The organism is Mesorhizobium sp. f-mel, assembly GCF_053850215.1.
On sequence record NZ_JBSPTO010000001.1, the window covers coordinates 74,391 to 93,395 of the forward strand.

Here is a 19,005-nt window from a genome sequence, read left to right on the forward strand (position 1 = left end):
CCCTTGGACGAGATGAACGATCGCACTTGCATCGTCACGCGCAGACAGGCCGAACCGGATGAATTGATCCGCTTCGTCGTCGGCCCGGATTCGGCCGTCGTTCCGGATATCAAGAAAAACCTGCCCGGCCGCGGTTGCTGGGTGACGGCCGACCGCCTACATATCGACAAGGCGGCAGCGAAAAACCTGTTCGCTCGCGCCTTCAAGGCGCAGGTGACTGTGCCGACCGATCTCGGCGGCATGGTTGACGGGCTGCTTTCCAGATCCGCTCTGGGCATGCTCGGTCTTGCCCGCAAGGCAGGTGCGATCGCGCTCGGCGCCATCAAGGTCGAGAGCGCGGTGCGTGGTGGGCTGGCGCTTTTCGTGTTGCATGCGACCGAAGCGTCAGATGACGGCGTCCGCAAGATCCGCCAGGCGCGACGGGCAACCGTCCACCTTGGCGGCCCCGCCATCCTCGCCTACAAACTTTTCTCCGAGGCCGAGTTGAGCTTGGCATTGGGGGGTACAAATGTGATACATGCTGCCGTTCTCGCGGGAGACGCGGGCAGGGCGGTCCAGAAGCGCATGGTTGCGCTCGACCGGTATCGGGGCGGTTCCCCGGACGATCTGGCAATGCTTGCGGCCGTTGCTGACGAAGATGATGCCGCAGAGGATATGGAATGAGCGATACGAAATCGGGCGACGACAAGACGTTGAGTGTGACGCCGAAGAAGACCTTGACGCTGAAGCGCCCCGGTACGGAACAGGGCACCGTGCGCCAAAGCTTCTCGCATGGCCGCACCAAGGCGGTCGTGGTCGAGACTAAGAAGCGCAAGTTCTCGCTGCCCGGCGACAAGCCGGAGCCGGCCGCTGCCCCTGTGTCCGTGTTCACGCCGAAGCCGCCGGTCGCGGCAGCGCCCGTTGTGCAGCAAGCGCCCAAGGCGCCGCCGCCTCCGCCGCCGGTCGAACGCGGCGGCATGGTGCTGAACGAATTGTCGCGCAATGAGATGGAGGCGCGCCGCCGGGCCCTTGAGGGTTCGAAGGTGCGCGATGTCGAGGATCGCCAGCGCGCCATCGACGAGGCCAAGCGCCGCGCCGAGGATGAAGAGCGCCGCCGTCGCGAGCGCGAAGAATCCGCGCGCCGCCAGGCCGAGGAAGAAGCCCGGCTGCAGGCCGAGGCCGAGTCCCGCCGGCGTGCCGAGGAAGAGGCGCGTCGCCGCGCGCCGCTGGCCGCCGAACTGGCGACAGTCGACGACGAGGACATCAAGCCGAAGCGGACCGGCGCCGGTGCCCCGGTGCGCCGTCCGGTCACGCCCGAAGTGGCACGCCCGGCTAAGCCGACCAAAGGCGAGGAAGATCGCCGCCGCGGCAAGCTGACGCTGAATGCCGCACTTTCCGATGAGGATGCGCGTGCGCGTTCGCTGTCGTCGATGCGTCGGCGCCAGGAGAAATTCAAGCGCGCGCTGCATAACGAACCGCGCGAGAAAGTCATGCGCGAAGTGATACTGCCCGAAACCATCACCATCCAGGAACTGGCGCAGCGCATGTCCGAGCGCGCCGTCGATGTGGTCAAGTTCTTCATGAAACAGGGCCAGATCCTGAAGCCGGGCGACGTCATCGACGCCGACACGGCCGAACTGGTCGCCACCGAATTCGGCCACACGGTTCGCCGCGTCGCCGAGTCCGACATTGAGGAAGGCCTCTTCAACATCGCCGATCGTCCCGAAGATCTCGAGCCGCGTCCGCCGGTGGTGACCATCATGGGCCATGTCGACCACGGCAAGACGTCCCTGCTCGATGCCATCCGTAATGCAAATGTCGTGTCCGGCGAGGCCGGCGGCATCACCCAACATATCGGCGCCTATCAGGTCGAGAAGAACGGTCACAAGATCACCTTCATCGACACGCCCGGCCACGCCGCCTTCACGGCGATGCGCGCCCGCGGCGCTCAGGCTACAGACATCGCCATCCTCGTGGTGGCGGCCGACGATAGCGTGATGCCGCAGACGATCGAATCGATCAGCCATGCCAAGGCGGCCGGCGTTCCGATCATCGTGGCGATCAACAAGATCGACAAGCATGACGCCGACCCGCAGAAGGTGCGCTCGGAACTGCTGCGCCACGAAGTCTTCGTCGAATCGATGGGTGGCGAGGTGCTGGACGTCGAAGTGTCGGCGACCAAGGGCACCAATCTCGACAAGCTGCTCGAAGCGATCCTGCTGCAGGCCGAAATCCTCGACCTGAAGGCCAATCCGGACCGCACCGCCGAGGGCGTCGTCATCGAAGCCCAGCTCGACAAGGGCCGCGGCCCCGTCGCCACCGTGCTGGTCCAGACCGGCACGCTGATGCCCGGCGATATCCTCGTTGCCGGCAACGAATGGGGCCGGGTGCGCGCGCTGGTCAACGACCGCGGCGGGCAAATCAAGGAAGCGCCGCCGGCGATGCCGGTGGAGGTGCTCGGTCTGCAGGGAACCCCGCAGGCCGGCGACCGCTTCGCCGTGGTCAACAATGAAGCCCGCGCCCGCGAGATCACCGAATATCGTCAGCGTCTGGCGCGCGAGAAGGCGGTGGCCAAGCATGCCGGCCAGCGTGGCTCGCTCGAACAGATGATGTCGCAACTGCAGACGAGCGGGCTGAAGGAATTCCCGCTGGTCATCAAGGGCGACGTGCAGGGCTCGATCGAGGCGATCAACGCGGCGCTGGACAAGCTCGGCACCGACGAGGTGCGTGCGCGCATCGTCCATGCGGGCGCCGGCGGCATCACCGAAAGCGATGTGTCGCTGGCGGAAACCTCGGGTGCCGCAATCATCGGCTTCAACGTCCGCGCCAATGTGCAGGCGCGCGCGGCTGCCGCGGCGGCAGGAATCGAGATCCGCTACTACTCGATCATCTACAATCTCGTGGATGACGTGAAGGCGGCGCTGTCGGGCCTGCTGTCGCCGGAGCGTCGCGAGACCTTCATCGGCAATGCGGAGATCCTCGAGATCTTCGACATCACCAAGGTCGGCAAGATCGCCGGCTGCCGTGTCACCGAAGGCAAGGTCGAGCGCGGTGCGGGCGTTCGCCTGATCCGCGACAATGTCGTCATCCACGAAGGCACGCTGAAGACCCTGAAGCGCTTCAAGGACGAAGTGGCGGAGGTCCCGGGTGGCCAGGAATGCGGCATGGCCTTCCAGAACTACGAGGACATGCGCGTCGGCGACGTCATCGAGTGCTTCCGCGTCGAGATGGTGACCAGGACGCTCTGAGTTCGAGCGTCTTGAGTTGAGCATCTACTGAGACCGGGCGGTGGTCGAAAGGCTGCCGCCCAAAGCATATGAGACATGCGGCGCGGTCCCATCCCGTGCCTCACGATTTCAGGATAGAGAAAAATGCCCCGTTCAACCACGTCAGGTCCATCCCAGCGCATGCTGCGCGTCGGCGAACAAGTGCGCCATGCGCTGTCCGAAACCTTGCAGCGTGGCGAGATCCTGGATCCGTTGATCGAGAACGCAGTGGTTTCGGTCTCGGAAGTGCGCATGTCGCCCGATCTGAAGATCGCTACCGCCTTCGTCTCGCCGCTCGGCGCTGGCGATGCCGATGCGGTGGTCGAGGCGCTCAACAAGCACGCGAAATTCGTGCGCGGCCGCGTTTCCGGCGCGCTTCGGCAGATGAAGTACATGCCCGAGTTCCGCTTCCGGCTCGACACCAGCTACGACAATTTCCAGAAGATCAACGAATTGCTGCACTCGCCCGAAGTGGCGCGCGATCTCGGCCCAGACGCCCAGATTGGCGACCAGAACAAAGGCAACTACAAGGACGAAAAATAGTGGCGCGTCGCGGCAAGAAGAAGGGTCGGCCGATCTCCGGCTGGCTAGTGCTGGACAAGCCGGTCGGCATGGGTTCGACCGAGGCTGTCTCCAAGATCAAATGGTTGTTCCAGGCGGAAAAGGCCGGCCATGCCGGCACGCTCGACCCGCTCGCTTCCGGCATGCTGCCGATTGCGCTCGGTGAAGCGACCAAGACGGTGCCCTATGTCCAGGATGGCGCCAAGGTCTACCGCTTCACGGTTGCCTGGGGTGAGGAGCGTTCGACCGATGACCTCGAAGGGCCGGTGACGAAAAGCTCCGACCGGCGTCCGGCTGAAGCCGATGTGTTTTTGCTGATGCCGAAATACACCGGCGTCATCATGCAGACGCCGCCGCAGTTTTCGGCCATCAAGATCGCAGGCGAGCGCGCCTATGACCTTGCCCGCGACGGCGCGACGGTTGACATCCCGGCGCGGGAAGTCGAGATCGGCCGTCTCGACCTGATCGAGCACAATGCTGATCGCACCATTTTCGAGGTCGAATGCGGCAAGGGCACCTATGTGCGCTCGCTGGCCCGCGACATGGGCCGCGACCTCGGCTGTTTCGGTCACATCGCCGAACTGCGCCGAATCGAAGTCGAGCCGTTCACGCAGGAAGACTTCGTCACCATCGCCGAGCTGGAAACCGCGCGCTTCGGCGAGCAGGGCGATGAACGTTCGGATTCAGCGGACACGGTGCCGGTCGATTTCGACGCCATCGACGCGCTTCTGGTCGACACATCAGCCGCGCTCGACTGCCTGCCGCAGATCGCGATCAGCGACGACGCTGCAACAAAAATCCGCCTCGGCAATCCGGTCATCATCCGTGGCCGCGACGCGCCAGTGGAAGCCGAGGAAGCCTGCGCTACGGCGCGCGGCAAGCTGGTCGCCATCGGCGCCATCGAGCAAGGCATGTTCAAGCCGAAGCGGGTCTTTGCCGGGTGAGTCCCGTCGTCTAATCTCGATCAGACGCAGCATCCGAGGGGCACATGGCAAAGGCCGAGACAATCAAGAAGCGGGCGCCGGTGACTGCAAGGCGGCCGCCGGTCGGCGCATCACCCGGCACACTAATCGCCGACCCGGCGGCGCGGCGCAGCGAACTGCGACTGACACTGATGTCGCCCGACAAATTCGAGACAATCGAAAATGCCAGCATCGACGACGTCAACGCTCATTGCCACGCATGGCCGGTCATTTGGCTCGATTGCACCGGTCTCGCCAACATCCCGCTGATTGAGGAGATCGGCCGGATTTTCAGCCTGCATCCGCTGGCGCTGGAAGACGTCGTCAACACCGGCCAGAGGCCGAAGGTGGATTTCTTTGAGGACCATGCCTTCGTCGTCGTCAGGATGATCGACGACGTCACCGCGCATCGTTACGAGCAGATCGCGGTCTTCTTCGGCAGGAACTTCGTCGTCACCTTCCAGGAGCGCGAAGGCGATCCGTTCGATCCCGTGCGCAAGCGCATCGAAAGCTCGATGCCCAACCGGCTGCGCGCACGCGACGCTGACTATCTCGCCTATGCGCTGATCGACGCCATTGTCGACAGCTATTTCCCGCCGATCGAGACTGCCGGCGAATTGGTCGACAGCATCGAGGACCAGATGCTGCGCGCGGCGGACAAGCACCAGATGCGGCGGCTTCACGAGTTGCGGCGCGACGCCAATGTGCTGAAGGGGGTACTTTGGCCGATGCGCGATGCGCTGGCGACGCTGATCCGCAACGACGTGTCCTACGTGAGGCCCGAGACCAAGATCTTCCTGAACGACACGCTCGATCACTCGCTTCGGCTCATCGAACTGGTCGAGACCCAGCGCGACATGCTGACCGGTCTGATCGAGATGCATGTCTCGCTGAGCCAGGCACGCACCAGCGATGTCATCAGCTATCTGACGATCGTCTCGGTGATCTTCATCCCGCTCACCTTTCTCGCTGGCGTGTGGGGCATGAACTTCGATCCCGAAACCTCGCCATGGAACATGCCGGAGCTGAAGGCACAATACGGCTATCCGGCGGCGCTCGTGTTCATGGCCGTTGTCGCGCTCGGGCTCGTCGCTTTCTTCAGATGGAAGAAGTGGCTTTAGCCGAAGGGAAATCTTCGTTTATGCAGCAAAAAGCCGGCTTGTGAATTGGGCTGGTGTTTTTGCCTGAATTGCAGTATATGCGCCGCAGCATCGTGCAATGACACCTTGCTTGCACCGGCCCCTGCTGGACGACATCCCGGCCGAGGGCGTCCCGTTTCCTCAAACAGATAAGGAAAAACACGATGTCGATTACTGCCGAGCGCAAGAAGGAATTGATGGGTGAATTCGCAACCGCCAAGGGCGATACCGGGTCTCCGGAAGTTCAGGTGGCCATCCTTTCCGAGCGCATCAAGAACCTGACCGACCATTTCAAGGACCACAAGAAGGATAACCATTCCCGCCGTGGTCTGCTCGCTCTCGTCTCCCAGCGCCGCAGCCTGCTTGATTATCTCAAGCGCAAGGATGACGCGCGCTATCAGACGCTGATCGAGAAGCTCGGTCTGCGCCGTTGACCAATTGGCCGGCGGGTTCTTTCGAGAGCCCGCCGGTCGCGCATTGGAGCAGTCCATTGCTCTAATGAAGAAAGTAGAGCGCCGCGCATCGATTTGGACGCGCAAATAGGACGCTCTGAAACTTTGAATTTGTGCAAGGCATTTTCCGAGAGCCGCGGTTTTCGGGGCCACGCGCAAGGTCAGTCGAATCGACTGGCCAGACCCGGTTTCGAGATAGCACAGGGGCCATTCGAAACCGCCCATGGACGGTCATGGGGCAGGATTGCAGGACGCTCGCCCGGCAGCCGCGCCGGATTTACCCGAGCTTCCCGTTGTCTTGCCCGTGGCTGCCCGAGAAACGAAGCCAAGGGAAAGGGGCACTCGCGCACGGTGAAACGGCGCGGCCTTTTCCGCATATGAAGGACAAGACATGTTCAATCACCACAAAGTGGAAATCGAATGGGGCGGCCGTCCGCTCATCCTCGAAACTGGCAAGATTGCGCGCCAGGCTGACGGCGCGGTGCTCGCCACCTACGGCGAAACCAAGGTTCTCGCCACCGTTGTTTCGATGAAGGAGCCGAAGCCCGGCCTCGATTTCTTCCCGCTGACCGTCAACTACCAGGAAAAGACCTATGCCGCCGGCAAGATCCCGGGCGGCTATTTCAAGCGCGAAGGCCGCCCGAGCGAAAAGGAAACGCTGGTCTCCCGTCTCATCGACCGTCCGATCCGGCCGCTCTTCGCTGACGGTTACAAGAACGACACGCAGATCGTTATCACCGTCGTCCAGCATGATCTCGAAAACGATCCGGATATCCTGTCGATCGTCGCCACCTCGGCGGCCTTGACGCTGTCCGGCGTCCCCTTCATGGGCCCGATCGGCGGCGCCCGCGTCGGCTACATCAACGGCGAATACGTGCTCAATCCGCATGTCGACGAGATGCAGGAATCAAAGCTTGACCTGATCGTTGCCGGCACCTCTGACGCCGTGCTGATGGTCGAGTCCGAAGCCAAGGAGCTCGGCGAGGATCTGATGCTCGGCGCCGTCATGTTCGGCCATCGCGGCTTCCAGCCGGTGATCGACGCAATCATCAAGCTGGCCGAGGTCGCCGCCAAGGACCCGCGCGATTTCACCGCGCCAGACTATTCGGCGCTTGAAGCCGAGATGCTGAAGATCGTCGAAGGCGAGCTTCGCGACGCCTACAAGATCACCGACAAACAGAAGCGCTATGCCGCCGTGGACGCCGTGAAGGCGAAGGTCAAGGCTGCGTTCGCACCCGCAGAAGGCGAAGAAGCAAAATACACGTCCGAGCAGATCGGCACCGTGTTCAAGGAGCTCCAGGCCAAGGTTGTGCGCTGGAACATCCTCGACACCGGTTCGCGCATCGACGGCCGCGATCTGAAGACGGTCCGCAAGATCGTCTCCGAAGTCGGCGTCCTGCCGCGTACCCATGGCTCGGCGCTGTTCACCCGGGGCGAGACCCAGGCGCTGGTCGTCGCCACGCTCGGCACCGGCGAAGACGAGCAGTACGTCGATTCGCTGACCGGCATGTATAAGGAGAAGTTCCTCCTGCACTACAACTTCCCTCCCTATTCGGTCGGCGAAACCGGTCGCATGGGTTCGCCCGGCCGCCGCGAAATCGGCCACGGCAAGCTGGCTTGGCGCGCGATCCGCCCGATGCTGCCGACATCAGACCAGTTCCCCTACACGCTGCGCGTCGTCTCGGAGATCACCGAGTCCAACGGTTCGTCGTCGATGGCCACCGTCTGTGGCACCTCGCTGGCGCTGATGGATGCCGGCGTGCCGCTGGCCAAGCCGGTCGCCGGCATTGCCATGGGTCTGATCAAGGAAGGCGAGCGCTTCGCGGTGCTCTCCGACATTCTCGGCGACGAGGATCATCTCGGCGACATGGACTTCAAGGTTGCCGGCACCGCCAACGGCATCACCTCGCTGCAGATGGACATCAAGATCGAAGGCATCACCGAGGAGATCATGAAGATCGCGCTGGACCAGGCCAAGGATGGCCGCCAGCATATCCTCGGCGAAATGGGCCATGCGCTCTCCGGCGCGCGTTCCGAACTCGGCGAATTCGCGCCGCGCATCGAGGTCATGCACATCCCGACCGACAAGATCCGCGACGTGATCGGCTCGGGCGGCAAGGTCATCCGCGAGATCGTCGAAAAGACCGGCGCCAAGATCAACATCGAGGACGACGGCACGGTCAAGATCGCTTCGTCCAACGCCAAGGAGATCGAGGCGGCCAAGAAGTGGATCCACACTATCGTCGCCGAGCCGGAAGTCGGCGAGATCTACGAGGGCACGGTCGTCAAGACCGCCGACTTCGGCGCTTTCGTAAACTTCTTCGGTCCGCGTGACGGCCTCGTCCACATCTCGCAGCTCGCCAATGACCGCGTCGCCAAGACTTCTGACGTCGTCAAGGAAGGCGACAAGGTCTGGGTCAAGCTGATGGGCTTCGACGAGCGCGGCAAGGTCCGCCTGTCGATGAAGGTCGTTGACCAGGCCACCGGCAAGGAAATCGCCCGCGACAAGAAGGCCGAAGGCGAAGAAGACGCCGCCTGAGCGATCTGACGGTACAATCGAAGCGGGCGCGGCGGATGTCGCGCCCGTTTTCATTTTCAAAGCAAGCAGCACTTCTGGATCGAAGAATGTCCGCCGAGCCGCTGAAGACACTGTTCCATCCGTTCGAGGCCGAGGCTGTCTCCCTGCCGCGTAAGGGCGAGCGTGTCCTCTTTCTCGGCGCCGAACCGGGTTTCCGCCTGCCAGAAGGCTTCGATGCAGCACTGCATCTGGTGCAAGGCTTCCGCCAGCATTTTCGCGTGCTGCAGGGGTCGGGCTTCACGGTCACGCCGCGCCTGGAGGGCGAAGGTTTCGATGCGGCACTGGTGCTTGCCGGCCGTCATCGCGGGCAAAACGAATTGCGCATCGCCGAGGCGATAGAGCGTGTCAGGCCGGACGGATCGATTGTCGTCGCCGGCGCCAAGGACGATGGCATTGCCAGCCTGCGCAAGCGCATCGGCGAGCTTGTGCCGCTCGACGGCCATTTGCCGAAGCATCACGGCATCGCCTTCTGGTTCCGTCGACCGGCCAACGCCGCGGTAGCGGCAGCGCTTCGCGCCGCCAATCCAACCCTTCTGCTCGAGGCCCGGTTCCGCACCGCGCCAGGCATGTTCTCTTTCGACAAGATCGATACAGGTTCGAAATTGCTGGTGGACAACCTGCCTAACGATCTGCGTGGCAGCGTTGCCGATTTCTGCGCCGGCTGGGGCTATGTGGCGGCCGAGGTCGTCGCCCGCTCACGTGGCATATCGGCGCTCGATCTCTACGAGGCCGAGTTCGATGCGCTGGAGGCGGCGAAAGGCAATATCGGCAATACAGCGGCGGAACCCAATTTCTTTTGGATCGATCTTTTGAGCGAGCCGGTCGAGCGGCGCTATGACGCCATCGTCATGAACCCGCCCTTCCATCGCAGCCGGGCGGCCGAGCCGGAGATCGGTGCCGGCATGATCCGCGCCGCGGCAAAGGCGCTGAAGCCGGGTGGGCGGCTGTTCATGGTGGCGAACCGTCAGCTTCCCTACGAGCCGGTGCTGGCGGCCGCCTTCTCCAGCCATGCCGAGATCGCCCGCGACGGGATGTTCAAGGTTCTCGCGGCGCGCCGCTGAAGCGGAGTTCAGGTGCAGATTGGCAAGGCGTGGTTCGCGAATCGATGGCCGCGCTCTTCGACCAGTCTGCTTGCCGGCAAGGCCGCCGCATTTTTACGGGCCGAATTAATCTCGTACGTTGTCGGTCCGCTTCAGCTCGTCGAGCGCCGGCATCGAGACGATGTGGTAGCCGGAATCGACATAGTGGATTTCGCCGGTGACGCCCGACGACAGGTCGGAGAGGAGGTAGAGCGCGGAACCACCGACTTCGTCGATGGTCACTGTACGGCGCAGCGGCGAGTTGCGCTGCTGGTAGGAAAACATGTGGCGCGCATCGGAAATCCCGGCGCCCGCCAGCGTCCGCACCGGTCCCGCCGATATGCCGTTCACCCTGATGCCGCGCGGGCCGTAGTCGTTGGCGAGATAGCGGACGCTGGCTTCCAGCCCGGCCTTGGCCACGCCCATGACGTTATAGTTCGGCATGACACGGACGGAACCGGCATAGGTCAGCGTGATCATCGAGCCGCTGCCCTTCATCAGCGGGGCGGCATGACGGGCGACCTCGGTGAAGGAGTAGCAGGAGATGACCATGGTGCGGACGAAATTGTCGCGGCTGGTGTCGGCGTAAAGGCCCTTCAGCTCGTTCTTGTCGGAAAAGCCGATGGCGTGGACGACGAAGTCCAGCCCGCCCCAGGCCTCGCCTAAGGTCTCGAAGGTAGCGGCAACCGATGCGCTGTCCTCGACGTCGCAAGGGACGACCAGCGAGGAGCCGAGCTTGTCGGCGAGCGGCTTGACCCGGCGCCCGAAGGCTTCGCCCTGATAAGTGAAGGCGAGTTCTGCCCCATGTTCGGACAGTTTCCGGGCGATGCCCCAGGCGATCGAATGGTCGTTGGCGACACCCATGACAAGCCCGCGCTTGCCCTTCATCAATCCGTCCATAATCGGCAATCCTTATGCGGAATAGCGCTGGAAAATCAGCGTTGCGTTGGTGCCGCCGAAACCGAACGAGTTGGACAAAACGGTGTCGATCCTGGCATCGTCGATGCGATCACGCACGATCGGCATGCCCTCGAATTCCGGATCGAGCTGCTCGATATGGGCGCTCTCGCCGATGAAGCCGCCTTGCATCATCAGGATCGAGTAGATCGATTCCTGCACGCCGGCCGCACCCAGCGAATGGCCAGTCAGTGATTTCGTCGAGGTGATGAAAGGCATGTTTTCGCCGAACACCTCGCGGATCGCGCCCATTTCCCTGGAGTCGCCGACCGGCGTCGAGGTGCCGTGCGTGTTGATGTAGTCGACCGGCGAAGAGACGGTCGCCAGCGCCTGCCGCATGCAGCGCACCGCGCCTTCGCCCGAGGGCGCCACCATGTCGTAGCCGTCGGAGGTCGCGCCATAGCCGACGACCTCGGCGTAGATCTTGGCGCCGCGCGCCTTGGCGTGCTCGAGCTCTTCCAGGACCAGCACGCCGGCGCCGCCGGCAATGACGAAGCCGTCGCGATCGACGTCATAGGCGCGGGAGGCGGCCGATGCCCGGTCGTTGAACTTGGAGGACATGGCGCCCATCGCGTCGAACAGGTCCGACATCGTCCAGTCGAGATCCTCATGACCGCCGGCGAAGACCATGTCCTGCTTGCCCCACTGGATCAGTTCGTAGCCATTGCCGATGCAATGCGCCGAGGTCGAGCAGGCCGAAGAGATCGAATAGTTGACGCCGTGGATCTTGAACCAGGTGGCGAGTGTCGCCGAAGCGGTCGACGACATCGCCTTCGGCACGGCGAACGGGCCGATGCGCTTGGGGCTGCCATTCTTGAGCGTGGTTTCGGCGGCTTCGACGATGGTTCGGGTCGATGGTCCGCCCGATCCCATGACGATACCCGTGCGCTCATTGGTGATGTCGTTCTCGCCAAGTCCAGCGTCCACGATAGCCTGGTCCATGGCGACATGATTCCAGGCCGCACCTTGCGACAAGAAGCGCATGGCGCGACGATCGATCAGCGCGGAGGGGTCGAGCGTCGGCGCCCCCCAGACTTGGCAGCGGAAACCGTGTTCGGCGAAGGAATCGGAGAAGCTGATGCCGGATCTGGCATCGTGGAGCGAGGCCTGCACCTCGTTGGCATTGTTGCCGATCGACGACACGATGCCGAGGCCTGTTACTACGACCCGTCTCATTCGCAACTCCTTCCAGCGCATGACCCGAAACTTGTCGGACAAGGATCATGCGCAAATTAAGTTCTACAGCTTCCTTTGCGCGTGCCGCGGACTCGCGGCGCTGTGGAGGCGCCGGTCAGGCGGCGGCCGATTGCTTGGACAGACCCACCTTGAGATCCGTTGCTGCGTATATGGGTTCACCATCCGCCTTCAGCCAGCCATCGGCGATACCAAGCACCAGCCGCCCGCGCATCACGCGCTTGAAGTCCACGCCATATTCCACCTTCTTGACCGACGGCGTCACCATGCCTTTGAATTTCACTTCGCCGGTCGAGAGCGCCATGCCCTTGCCCGGCTCGCCGAGCCAGCCGAGGTAGAATCCCGTCAATTGCCACATGGCGTCGAGGCCCAGGCATCCCGGCATGATGGGATTGCCGATGAAATGGCAGGCGAAAAACCACAGGTCCGGCTTGATGTCGAATTCCGCGCGAATGAAGCCCTTGTCGAAGGCACCGCCCGTCTCGCTGATTTCGGTGATGCGGTCGAACATCAGCATCGGCGGATAGGGGAGCTGGGCGTTTCCAGATCCGAACAGCTCGCCGCGGGCGCAGGCAAGCAGTTCTTCGTAATCATAGCTGGATTTCGAAACCGCCATCAATCTCGTCCCCGTAATCGTCCGGGCGGTAGCGCGCCCTTGTCGTTGGTTTCCTAACACAATCTATTTCAGGCCGGAAACCGGCGTTTGCGCTTAACCTGCCCGTCTGCCTGGGTCAATGCGCGCTATTGATCGTATTCGGCCGACAGAATATATGTCGGGGGTGCCCAGTTTCGGTCGATGTTCGTTTTTTGCCATTCTGTGCATGTCTTGAGGCGAAACTGTGAGCTTGGACGGATAGATGGATCTGGGCTGCCGAAAGGAAAATGTTGCTGTGGACAAGCGGGTTCGCGAAGCTGGCCTGAGGCCGACGCGTCAGCGCATTGCGCTGGCCGATCTGCTTTTCGCCAAGGGCGACCGCCATCTGTCGGCTGAGGAACTGCACGAGGAGGCGATCGCCGCCGGCGTGCCGGTGTCGCTCGCCACCGTTTACAACGCCCTTCATCAATTCACCCAGGCGGGCCTTCTGCGCATCCTGGCCGTCGAGGGGTCGAAGACCTACTTCGACACCAACACCTCCGATCATCACCATTTCTACATTGAAGGTGAAAACAGGATCTTCGATATCGCCAGCGGTCCTGTCACGGTTTCCAACCTGCCGGAGCCGCCGGAAGGCATGGAGATCGCCAATGTCGACATCGTGGTGAGACTGCGCCCCAAACGCCGCGACTGATTGGCGCTTCATGAGGCCGTGAGATACCGTCTCGGCTGTACCTGCCTCTCGACCGTGATCCCGAACCGCCAAGAAGAGGTTAGTTCTTGACCCGTTCGCCCGGATAGGCGCCCCAGACAAGCGACTGGGCGAGCCAGCCGGTGTGGCCGTTGAAGGTCATCTCGCACCACTGGCCGTCACAGGACTTGATCGTGCCCATGGCGCCCGGCTCGATGATCGCGACGATGCTGGCATCCTTTTCCGGGTCGTCGAGAAGGTTGACTCGGGCATCTTTGCCCCGCTGCCAGGGTGCTACGATCGCCGTGCGGCGGCCTGAAAGCAGCGACTGGTTGATCCAGCCTTCCGAGCCGTCGGCATCGCGCACACGACGCCAGGTGTCGAATTCCTGGATGATCTCCATCGGCAGGCCGGGCTTCATATACATCCAGTCGACGGAATAGTTGACGCCTGGTCCGACGCGGGAGTTGACGCGGCCCGCTTTCAGGCTGACGAAACGCGGCAGCGGCAGGCCGCTCGGCCCGAGCGTTGCGCTCTGGGCGGGTGCTGCTGCATTCTGTGCCGCCACATGAGGGGAATAAAGGAGAGCGCCGAGAAATGCTGCGCTGAGGGCCAGGCGGAGCGACGCGAAACCAGACACTTTCATTCCTTTCGGCGCCGGCTCATCGGCCTTTGCGCCCCTTTTTCTTTGTCTTCGGCGGAACCTCTTGTTACATGGAGAACTGGCACCGCGACCGGCCTGCAGTTTCGCCTGTCTTGGTTAAAGAGGTCTCAACGAGGTCGGGTTTCGAGGAAACAATGGTAGGCAGAAAAAGGCCCCTCGTCGTCATCACGCGCAAGCTGCCCGACCCGGTCGAGACCCGTATGCGTGAGCTGTTCGACGCCCGGCTGAATGTCGAAGACAGGCCGATGACGCAGCCGGAACTGGTCGCGGCGGTCAAGGAAGCCGACGTGCTGGTGCCGACCATAACCGATCATATCGACGCAGCGCTGATCGCTCAGGCTGGCGACAACCTCAAGCTGATCGCCAATTTCGGCAACGGCGTCGACAAGATCGATGTGGCGGCAGCAGCGAAGAAGGGCATTTCCGTCACCAACACGCCGAACGTGTTGACCGAGGATACGGCCGACATGACCATGGCGCTAATGCTGGCGGTGCCGCGGCGGCTGGCGGAAGGCGCCAATGTGCTGACCGGCGACAAGAAATGGGCCGGCTGGTCGCCGACCTGGATGCTCGGCCGACGTATCTGGGGCAAACGCCTCGGCATTGTAGGCATGGGCCGCATCGGCACCGCCGTCGCCCGGCGGGCCAAGGCCTTTGGCCTGTCGATCCACTATCACAACCGCCATCGCGTGCTGCCGGCGGTCGAGGATGAGCTGGAGGCGACCTACTGGGAAAGCCTCGACCAGATGCTTGCCCGCATGGACATCATATCGGTCAATTGTCCGTCGACGCCGGCGACCTTCCATCTGCTTTCGGCGCGGCGGCTGGCGCTTCTGCAACCGTCCGCTTACATCGTCAACACAGCGCGCGGCGACATCATCGACGAGGACTCTCTGGTCAAGCTGATCCAGGACGGCAAGATCGCCGGCGCCGGCCTCGATGTCTACGAGCATGAGCCGGCGCTGAACAGCAAATTGCTGAAGCTCGCGGCCAAGGGCAAGGTCGTGCTGTTGCCGCATATGGGGTCGGCGACGCTCGAAGGCCGCATCGACATGGGCGAGAAGGTGATCATCAACATCCGCGCCTTCTTCGATGGCCACCGGCCGCCGGATCGCGTACTGCCGCTACGGACGTGACGAGGTTCCATCTTAAGTCAGCGAGGGCTTACGAGAGCACCTTGCGCATGGTGATCGAGGTCGGACGGTCGTAGCCCTTGTGCGCCGTCCTTTCCGTTTCGCGAAAGCCGAGGCGGGCAAAGGCGGCGTGATTTCCGGTCAGTTCGATCCGCGTCTGAAGCTCGATCGCAGGCTTGCCGCGGTTGCGGGCGAGATCCTCGACCGCTTGCATCAACTGCCTGCCAATGCCTTGTCCCTGAAAGCCCGGTTCAACCGCGAGCTTTCCGACATAGAAATCATTGGCCCGCTCCAGAACAAAAACGCAGCCGACGATCCTGCCGTCCTTCAGCGCCGCAAAGCCCGTCTCTTGCCGGGCCTTGTCCCGAAGATTCTCGACCGTGAGCCGATGCGCCGAGGATGGTGGATCGATGAGGCCGTCCATCGAGGCGAAGGCGCGCATGATCAGCGCCAGCACCTCGTCCCAACGATCGAAATCGGCCGGAAGCTGCTCGGCGGAAACCAGGCTGCCCAAGATCTAGTTTCTCTTGTAGCGGATCGTGTCGAAGCGCGCGGTCAATGCATCGTAAAGCAGCAGCCGGCCGACCAGCGGCTCGCCGATGCCGGCGATCAGCTTGATCGTCTCCATCGCCTGCAGCGTCCCGATGACGCCGGTCAGCACGCCGAGTACGCCGGCGACGGCACAGGACGGTACCAGGCCCGCCGGCGGTGGATCCGGAAAAAGATCGCGATAATTTGGATTCGGGTTGCCGTCTGTGCCGGTCTCGAACGGTTTCAGCACCGTCACCGAGCCGTCGAAGCGGCCGACGGCGGCATGCACCAATGGTCGCCTTTCCGCGGCGCAGGCCTCGGCCACCGCATAACGTGTTTCGAAATTGTCGGAGCCGTCGACGACGATGTCATAGCGGGCGACGAGGGCTGGGGCGTTGTCCGCTGTCAGCCTGAGATTGTGCAGTTCCACGGCGACGTGGGGATTGATGCGGGCGATCGCCGCTTTGGCACTGTCGGTCTTCGCCATGCCGACAGTGTCGGTGTCGTGGATCACCTGTCTTTGAAGGTTTGATAGCGAGACGCTGTCGTCGTCGACGATGCCGAGTGTGCCGACGCCGGCGGCCGCAAGATATTCGAGCACCGGAGCCCCCAGCCCGCCGGCGCCGATGACCAGGACCCGCGCACGCTTCAGTCGCTGCTGGCCGGCGCCGCCGATTTCGGGCAGCACGATGTGGCGGGCGTAGCGTTCGAGTTCTTCGTCGGTTAGCGTGGTGGTGATCATCGCCGGACCATATAGCGGAAGAAAAACCTTGTCAGGCGTCAATTCACGTCACCCGCAAAGCCTGCCCTCGGGCTTGGCCAGAGGGTGCGCAGCAGTCTTGGGATAACGATATCCAAGAAGTCAAATGGTTGGGCTAACCATGCCATGATCGACGGTCAGGAACTGCGCGCGTCCCTTGAGACTGGAAAACAGCGCCGCATCGGTCCCGGTCATGAAAGCCTGGCAGTTCAGCTCTTCGAGGATCGAGAACAGCGCCGCACGCCGGCCGCCGTCGAGATGGGCGGCGATCTCGTCGAGCAGCAGGATCGGCGTCATGCCCGACATCTCGCCGGTCAGCCGGGCATGCGACAGGACCATGCCGACCAGCAGCGCCTTCTGCTCGCCGGTCGAACAGAGTTCGGCCGGCATCGCCTTGGGCCGGTGCCGCACCACGAGATCCGAACGGTGCGGGCCGTCGAGGGTGCGCCCGGCGGCGCGGTCGCGATCGCGGCCTTCGGCAAGCGCTTGGCGGAACCGCTCCTCGACATCGACAGCCGCGGTGGTGCCGACTTCGCTTTCCAACGTGCCCGACAGGCCGATGTCGGCTTGCGGAAACGGGCCGGCGCTTGGCAGCCTGTCGATCATGGCTGCGAGCAGGCGCACCAGTTCGGCACGCGCCGCGGCAATCGCTACACCGGTTTCGGCCATTTGCGTCTCGATCGCATCGAACCAGGCTCCGTCACGCGAGCCTTCGGCGAACAGCCGATTGCGGCCGCGCATCGCTTTTTCGTAGTCTAGCGCGCGCTGGCCGTGGCCCGGATCGATCGCCAGCACCTGTCGGTCGAGAAAGCGCCGGCGGTCTGCGGCCGGCCCGGTGAACAATGCATCCATCGCCGGTGTCAGCCAGACGACGCGCAGCCATTCCAGCATGTCCTCCGCCGAGCGCGCTGCCGCGCCATTGATCCGCACCCGCCGGCCGCCCTCGCCGGCGGCATCGCCGCCTGCAATGCCGGTGCCGATCTCGATCGGTCCGTCCGGCCCATCGAGCCGGACATGGATGGCAAAGCCGCCGTCCCCGCCTTCACGCGCCACGTCGGCATAAGGTGCACGGCGCAGGCCGCGACCCGGCGTCAGCAGGGAAATCGCTTCCAGCAGGTTGGTTTTGCCGGCGCCATTGTCACCGGAAAAAACCACGGCGCCGGGGTCGAGGTCGATCGACAGTGCTGCGTAATTGCGGAAGTTCGTAAGTGACAGCTTACTTATATGAGTCTGCTGGTCGCGCTCAGACTGCTTCGCAACTCCGGTCATGACAACAAGATGGCCTCGTTCGGGCCTATACCCGCATCGGCATCAGCACGTAGAGCGTGGTTTCGTCGGCCATGTCGTGGATCAGCGTCGGCGAACCGGCGTCCGCCAGCATGAATTTTGCCTCAGTGCCGGTCAACTGGGCTGCGACGTCAAGCAGATATTTGGCGTTAAAGCCGATTTCGATCGCGTCGGACGAATAGTCCGCGGCCAGTTCCTCTGTGGCGCTGCCCGAATCCGGATTGTTGACCGCAAGCGTGACCTGGCCTTCTCCAATCGAAAGCTTCACTGCCCGGCCGCGTTCCGACGAAATGGTCGAGACGCGGTCGACGGCGGCGGCGAAACTCTGGCGGTCGATGATCAGCTTCTTGTCGTTGCCGGTCGGGATGACCCGCTGATAATCCGGGAAGGTGCCGTCGATCAGCTTCGAGGTCAAAACGACACTGCCGATGGTGAAACGGATTTTGGTGTCGGACAATTCGGTGGTCACGGCGACGTCCGGGTCATCGACAAGCTTTTGCAGCTCGCTGACCGTCTTGCGCGGAATGATGATGCCCGGCATGCCTTCGGATCCTGCCGGCGCGTCGATCTCGGCGCGCGCCAGCCGATGGCCGTCGGTCGCTACCGAGCGCAGCTTCAGCTTGCCGTCGGCGTCATGCGTGTGCAGGTAGATGCCGTTCAGGTAGTAACGCGTCTCTTCGGTGGAGATGGCAAATTGGGTCTTCTCGATAAGGCCCTTGAGCGCGACCGAATCGAGCCGGAAGATATGCGAGAACGATCCGGCCGAAAGCGCCGGGAAATCGGATTGCGGCAGACATTGGAGACGGAAGCTCGAGCGGCCCGACGTCACCGTCATGGCGTTGCCGTCCTCGTCGGTCTTCAGCATGACCTCCGCGCCGTCGGCGAGCTTGCGCACGATGTCGTAGAGCAGATGCGCCGGAACCGTCGTCGCCCCGCCGCGCTCCACCTTGGCGGGCGTGGCTTCGGTCACCTCCAGATCGAGGTCGGTCGCCTTCATTTCGAGGGTGGCGCCTTCGGCGCTCAGCAGCACGTTCGACAGGATCGGTATGGTGTTGCGCCGCTCGACCACGCGATGAACGTGGTTGAGCGACTTCAGGAGATTTGACCGTTCCAGGATAACACGCATGACGAAACAGGCTCGCTTGAATGAATGAGCGGGTCTCCGGCAAGCGGCAAC

At 63.0% G+C, this 19,005-nt stretch carries 18 protein-coding genes; 10 read left to right on the plus strand and 8 right to left on the minus strand.

Annotated features, from left to right (window positions below; genetic code table 11):
* Window positions 1–12: 12 nt before the first annotated feature.
* The 8 genes from ACWUKX_RS00385 to ACWUKX_RS00420 all read left to right on the plus strand — a co-directional run bounded on the left by ACWUKX_RS00385 (window position 13) and on the right by ACWUKX_RS00420 (window position 9,998).
* Window positions 13–663 (plus strand): RNA-binding protein, encoded by a 651-nt coding sequence (locus ACWUKX_RS00385; protein WP_456002867.1) that lies wholly within the window; start codon window positions 13–15, stop codon window positions 661–663.
* Entirely contained in the window at window positions 660–3,227 is a 2,568-nt protein-coding gene (infB, locus tag ACWUKX_RS00390) for a translation initiation factor IF-2 (RefSeq protein WP_029356952.1), read from the plus strand. The genes ACWUKX_RS00385 and infB overlap by 4 nt, the downstream gene beginning before the upstream one ends.
* Before the next feature lie 123 nt (window positions 3,228–3,350).
* Window positions 3,351–3,788 (plus strand): 30S ribosome-binding factor RbfA, encoded by a 438-nt coding sequence (rbfA, locus tag ACWUKX_RS00395; protein ID WP_029356951.1) that lies wholly within the window; start codon window positions 3,351–3,353, stop codon window positions 3,786–3,788.
* Entirely contained in the window at window positions 3,788–4,750 is a 963-nt protein-coding gene (gene truB, locus ACWUKX_RS00400) for a tRNA pseudouridine(55) synthase TruB (RefSeq protein ID WP_456002869.1), read from the plus strand. Before rbfA ends, truB begins: the two co-directional genes overlap by 1 nt.
* A 44-nt stretch (window positions 4,751–4,794) precedes the next feature.
* The gene (gene corA / locus ACWUKX_RS00405) at window positions 4,795–5,889 is read left to right on the plus strand and encodes a magnesium/cobalt transporter CorA (RefSeq protein ID WP_456002871.1); all 1,095 of its coding nucleotides are present in this window, start codon (window positions 4,795–4,797) and stop codon (window positions 5,887–5,889) included.
* A gap of 167 nt (window positions 5,890–6,056) precedes the next feature.
* Window positions 6,057–6,341: a 30S ribosomal protein S15 gene (rpsO, locus tag ACWUKX_RS00410; RefSeq protein WP_407660271.1), complete on the plus strand. Its 285-nt coding sequence runs from the start codon at window positions 6,057–6,059 to the stop codon at window positions 6,339–6,341.
* Window positions 6,342–6,750: 409 nt separating this feature from the next.
* On the plus strand, window positions 6,751–8,898 hold the full coding sequence (pnp, locus tag ACWUKX_RS00415; protein ID WP_456002873.1) for a polyribonucleotide nucleotidyltransferase: 2,148 nt from the start codon (window positions 6,751–6,753) through the stop codon (window positions 8,896–8,898).
* 86 nt (window positions 8,899–8,984) lie between these two features.
* A complete protein-coding gene (locus ACWUKX_RS00420) occupies window positions 8,985–9,998 on the plus strand; it encodes a class I SAM-dependent methyltransferase (protein ID WP_456002875.1) in 1,014 nt (337 codons plus the stop codon).
* Between the two features lie 105 nt (window positions 9,999–10,103).
* Here ACWUKX_RS00420 and fabI read toward each other — a convergent pair whose 3' ends face one another.
* The 3 genes from fabI to fabA all read right to left on the minus strand — a co-directional run bounded on the left by fabI (window position 10,104) and on the right by fabA (window position 12,783).
* Window positions 10,104–10,916, minus strand: a complete 813-nt coding sequence (fabI, locus tag ACWUKX_RS00425) for an enoyl-ACP reductase FabI (RefSeq protein ID WP_456002877.1) — start codon at window positions 10,914–10,916, stop codon at window positions 10,104–10,106.
* Between the two features lie 12 nt (window positions 10,917–10,928).
* Window positions 10,929–12,149 carry a beta-ketoacyl-ACP synthase I gene (fabB, locus tag ACWUKX_RS00430; protein WP_287159772.1) on the minus strand — a complete coding sequence of 407 codons (1,221 nt, stop codon included), beginning with the start codon at window positions 12,147–12,149 and terminating at the stop codon, window positions 10,929–10,931.
* 115 nt (window positions 12,150–12,264) lie between these two features.
* Window positions 12,265–12,783: a 3-hydroxyacyl-[acyl-carrier-protein] dehydratase FabA gene (gene fabA / locus ACWUKX_RS00435; RefSeq protein WP_456002879.1), complete on the minus strand. Its 519-nt coding sequence runs from the start codon at window positions 12,781–12,783 to the stop codon at window positions 12,265–12,267.
* A gap of 241 nt (window positions 12,784–13,024) precedes the next feature.
* Between fabA and irrA the strand changes: the two genes are divergently transcribed.
* Window positions 13,025–13,456, plus strand: coding sequence for an iron response transcriptional regulator IrrA (irrA, locus tag ACWUKX_RS00440; RefSeq protein WP_029356934.1), 432 nt, complete (start codon window positions 13,025–13,027; stop codon window positions 13,454–13,456).
* 79 nt (window positions 13,457–13,535) lie between these two features.
* Here the strand turns inward: irrA and ACWUKX_RS00445 are convergent, their stop codons facing one another.
* The gene (locus ACWUKX_RS00445) at window positions 13,536–14,093 is read right to left on the minus strand and encodes an SH3 domain-containing protein (protein ID WP_029356932.1); all 558 of its coding nucleotides are present in this window, start codon (window positions 14,091–14,093) and stop codon (window positions 13,536–13,538) included.
* A 158-nt stretch (window positions 14,094–14,251) separates the two neighbouring features.
* Between ACWUKX_RS00445 and ACWUKX_RS00450 the strand changes: the two genes are divergently transcribed.
* Window positions 14,252–15,253, plus strand: coding sequence for a 2-hydroxyacid dehydrogenase (locus tag ACWUKX_RS00450; RefSeq protein ID WP_029356930.1), 1,002 nt, complete (start codon window positions 14,252–14,254; stop codon window positions 15,251–15,253).
* A 28-nt stretch (window positions 15,254–15,281) separates the two neighbouring features.
* On the opposite strand, the gene ACWUKX_RS00455 is transcribed toward ACWUKX_RS00450, so the two are convergent.
* The 4 genes from ACWUKX_RS00455 to dnaN form a co-directional block, all read right to left on the minus strand.
* Window positions 15,282–15,764 carry a GNAT family N-acetyltransferase gene (locus ACWUKX_RS00455; RefSeq protein ID WP_456002881.1) on the minus strand — a complete coding sequence of 161 codons (483 nt, stop codon included), beginning with the start codon at window positions 15,762–15,764 and terminating at the stop codon, window positions 15,282–15,284.
* A 3-nt stretch (window positions 15,765–15,767) separates the two neighbouring features.
* Window positions 15,768–16,523 carry a molybdopterin-synthase adenylyltransferase MoeB gene (locus ACWUKX_RS00460; RefSeq protein ID WP_456004038.1) on the minus strand — a complete coding sequence of 252 codons (756 nt, stop codon included), beginning with the start codon at window positions 16,521–16,523 and terminating at the stop codon, window positions 15,768–15,770.
* A gap of 120 nt (window positions 16,524–16,643) precedes the next feature.
* The gene (gene recF, locus ACWUKX_RS00465; RefSeq protein ID WP_456002883.1) at window positions 16,644–17,810 is read right to left on the minus strand and encodes a DNA replication/repair protein RecF; all 1,167 of its coding nucleotides are present in this window, start codon (window positions 17,808–17,810) and stop codon (window positions 16,644–16,646) included.
* A 25-nt stretch (window positions 17,811–17,835) separates the two neighbouring features.
* Window positions 17,836–18,954 carry a DNA polymerase III subunit beta gene (gene dnaN, locus ACWUKX_RS00470; protein ID WP_065005876.1) on the minus strand — a complete coding sequence of 373 codons (1,119 nt, stop codon included), beginning with the start codon at window positions 18,952–18,954 and terminating at the stop codon, window positions 17,836–17,838.
* Window positions 18,955–19,005 lie beyond the last annotated feature (51 nt).

Excerpts from the sequence above, each read along its gene's own strand:
- ACWUKX_RS00385 (WP_456002867.1), top strand. The coding sequence starts at position 13 with ATGAACGATCGCACTTGCATCGTCACGCGCAGACAGGCCGAACCGGAT.
- fabB (WP_287159772.1), bottom strand. The coding sequence starts at position 12,149 with ATGAGACGGGTCGTAGTAACAGGCCTCGGCATCGTGTCGTCGATCGGC.
- infB (WP_029356952.1), top strand. The coding sequence starts at position 660 with ATGAGCGATACGAAATCGGGCGACGACAAGACGTTGAGTGTGACGCCG.
- dnaN (WP_065005876.1), bottom strand. The coding sequence starts at position 18,954 with ATGCGTGTTATCCTGGAACGGTCAAATCTCCTGAAGTCGCTCAACCAC.
- rbfA (WP_029356951.1), top strand. The coding sequence starts at position 3,351 with ATGCCCCGTTCAACCACGTCAGGTCCATCCCAGCGCATGCTGCGCGTC.
- corA (WP_456002871.1), top strand. The coding sequence starts at position 4,795 with ATGGCAAAGGCCGAGACAATCAAGAAGCGGGCGCCGGTGACTGCAAGG.
- ACWUKX_RS00450 (WP_029356930.1), top strand. The coding sequence starts at position 14,252 with ATGGTAGGCAGAAAAAGGCCCCTCGTCGTCATCACGCGCAAGCTGCCC.
- recF (WP_456002883.1), bottom strand. The coding sequence starts at position 17,810 with ATGACCGGAGTTGCGAAGCAGTCTGAGCGCGACCAGCAGACTCATATA.
- ACWUKX_RS00460 (WP_456004038.1), bottom strand. The coding sequence starts at position 16,523 with ATGATCACCACCACGCTAACCGACGAAGAACTCGAACGCTACGCCCGC.
- ACWUKX_RS00420 (WP_456002875.1), top strand. The coding sequence starts at position 8,985 with ATGTCCGCCGAGCCGCTGAAGACACTGTTCCATCCGTTCGAGGCCGAG.
- pnp (WP_456002873.1), top strand. The coding sequence starts at position 6,751 with ATGTTCAATCACCACAAAGTGGAAATCGAATGGGGCGGCCGTCCGCTC.
- fabI (WP_456002877.1), bottom strand. The coding sequence starts at position 10,916 with ATGGACGGATTGATGAAGGGCAAGCGCGGGCTTGTCATGGGTGTCGCC.
- irrA (WP_029356934.1), top strand. The coding sequence starts at position 13,025 with ATGGATCTGGGCTGCCGAAAGGAAAATGTTGCTGTGGACAAGCGGGTT.
- fabA (WP_456002879.1), bottom strand. The coding sequence starts at position 12,783 with ATGGCGGTTTCGAAATCCAGCTATGATTACGAAGAACTGCTTGCCTGC.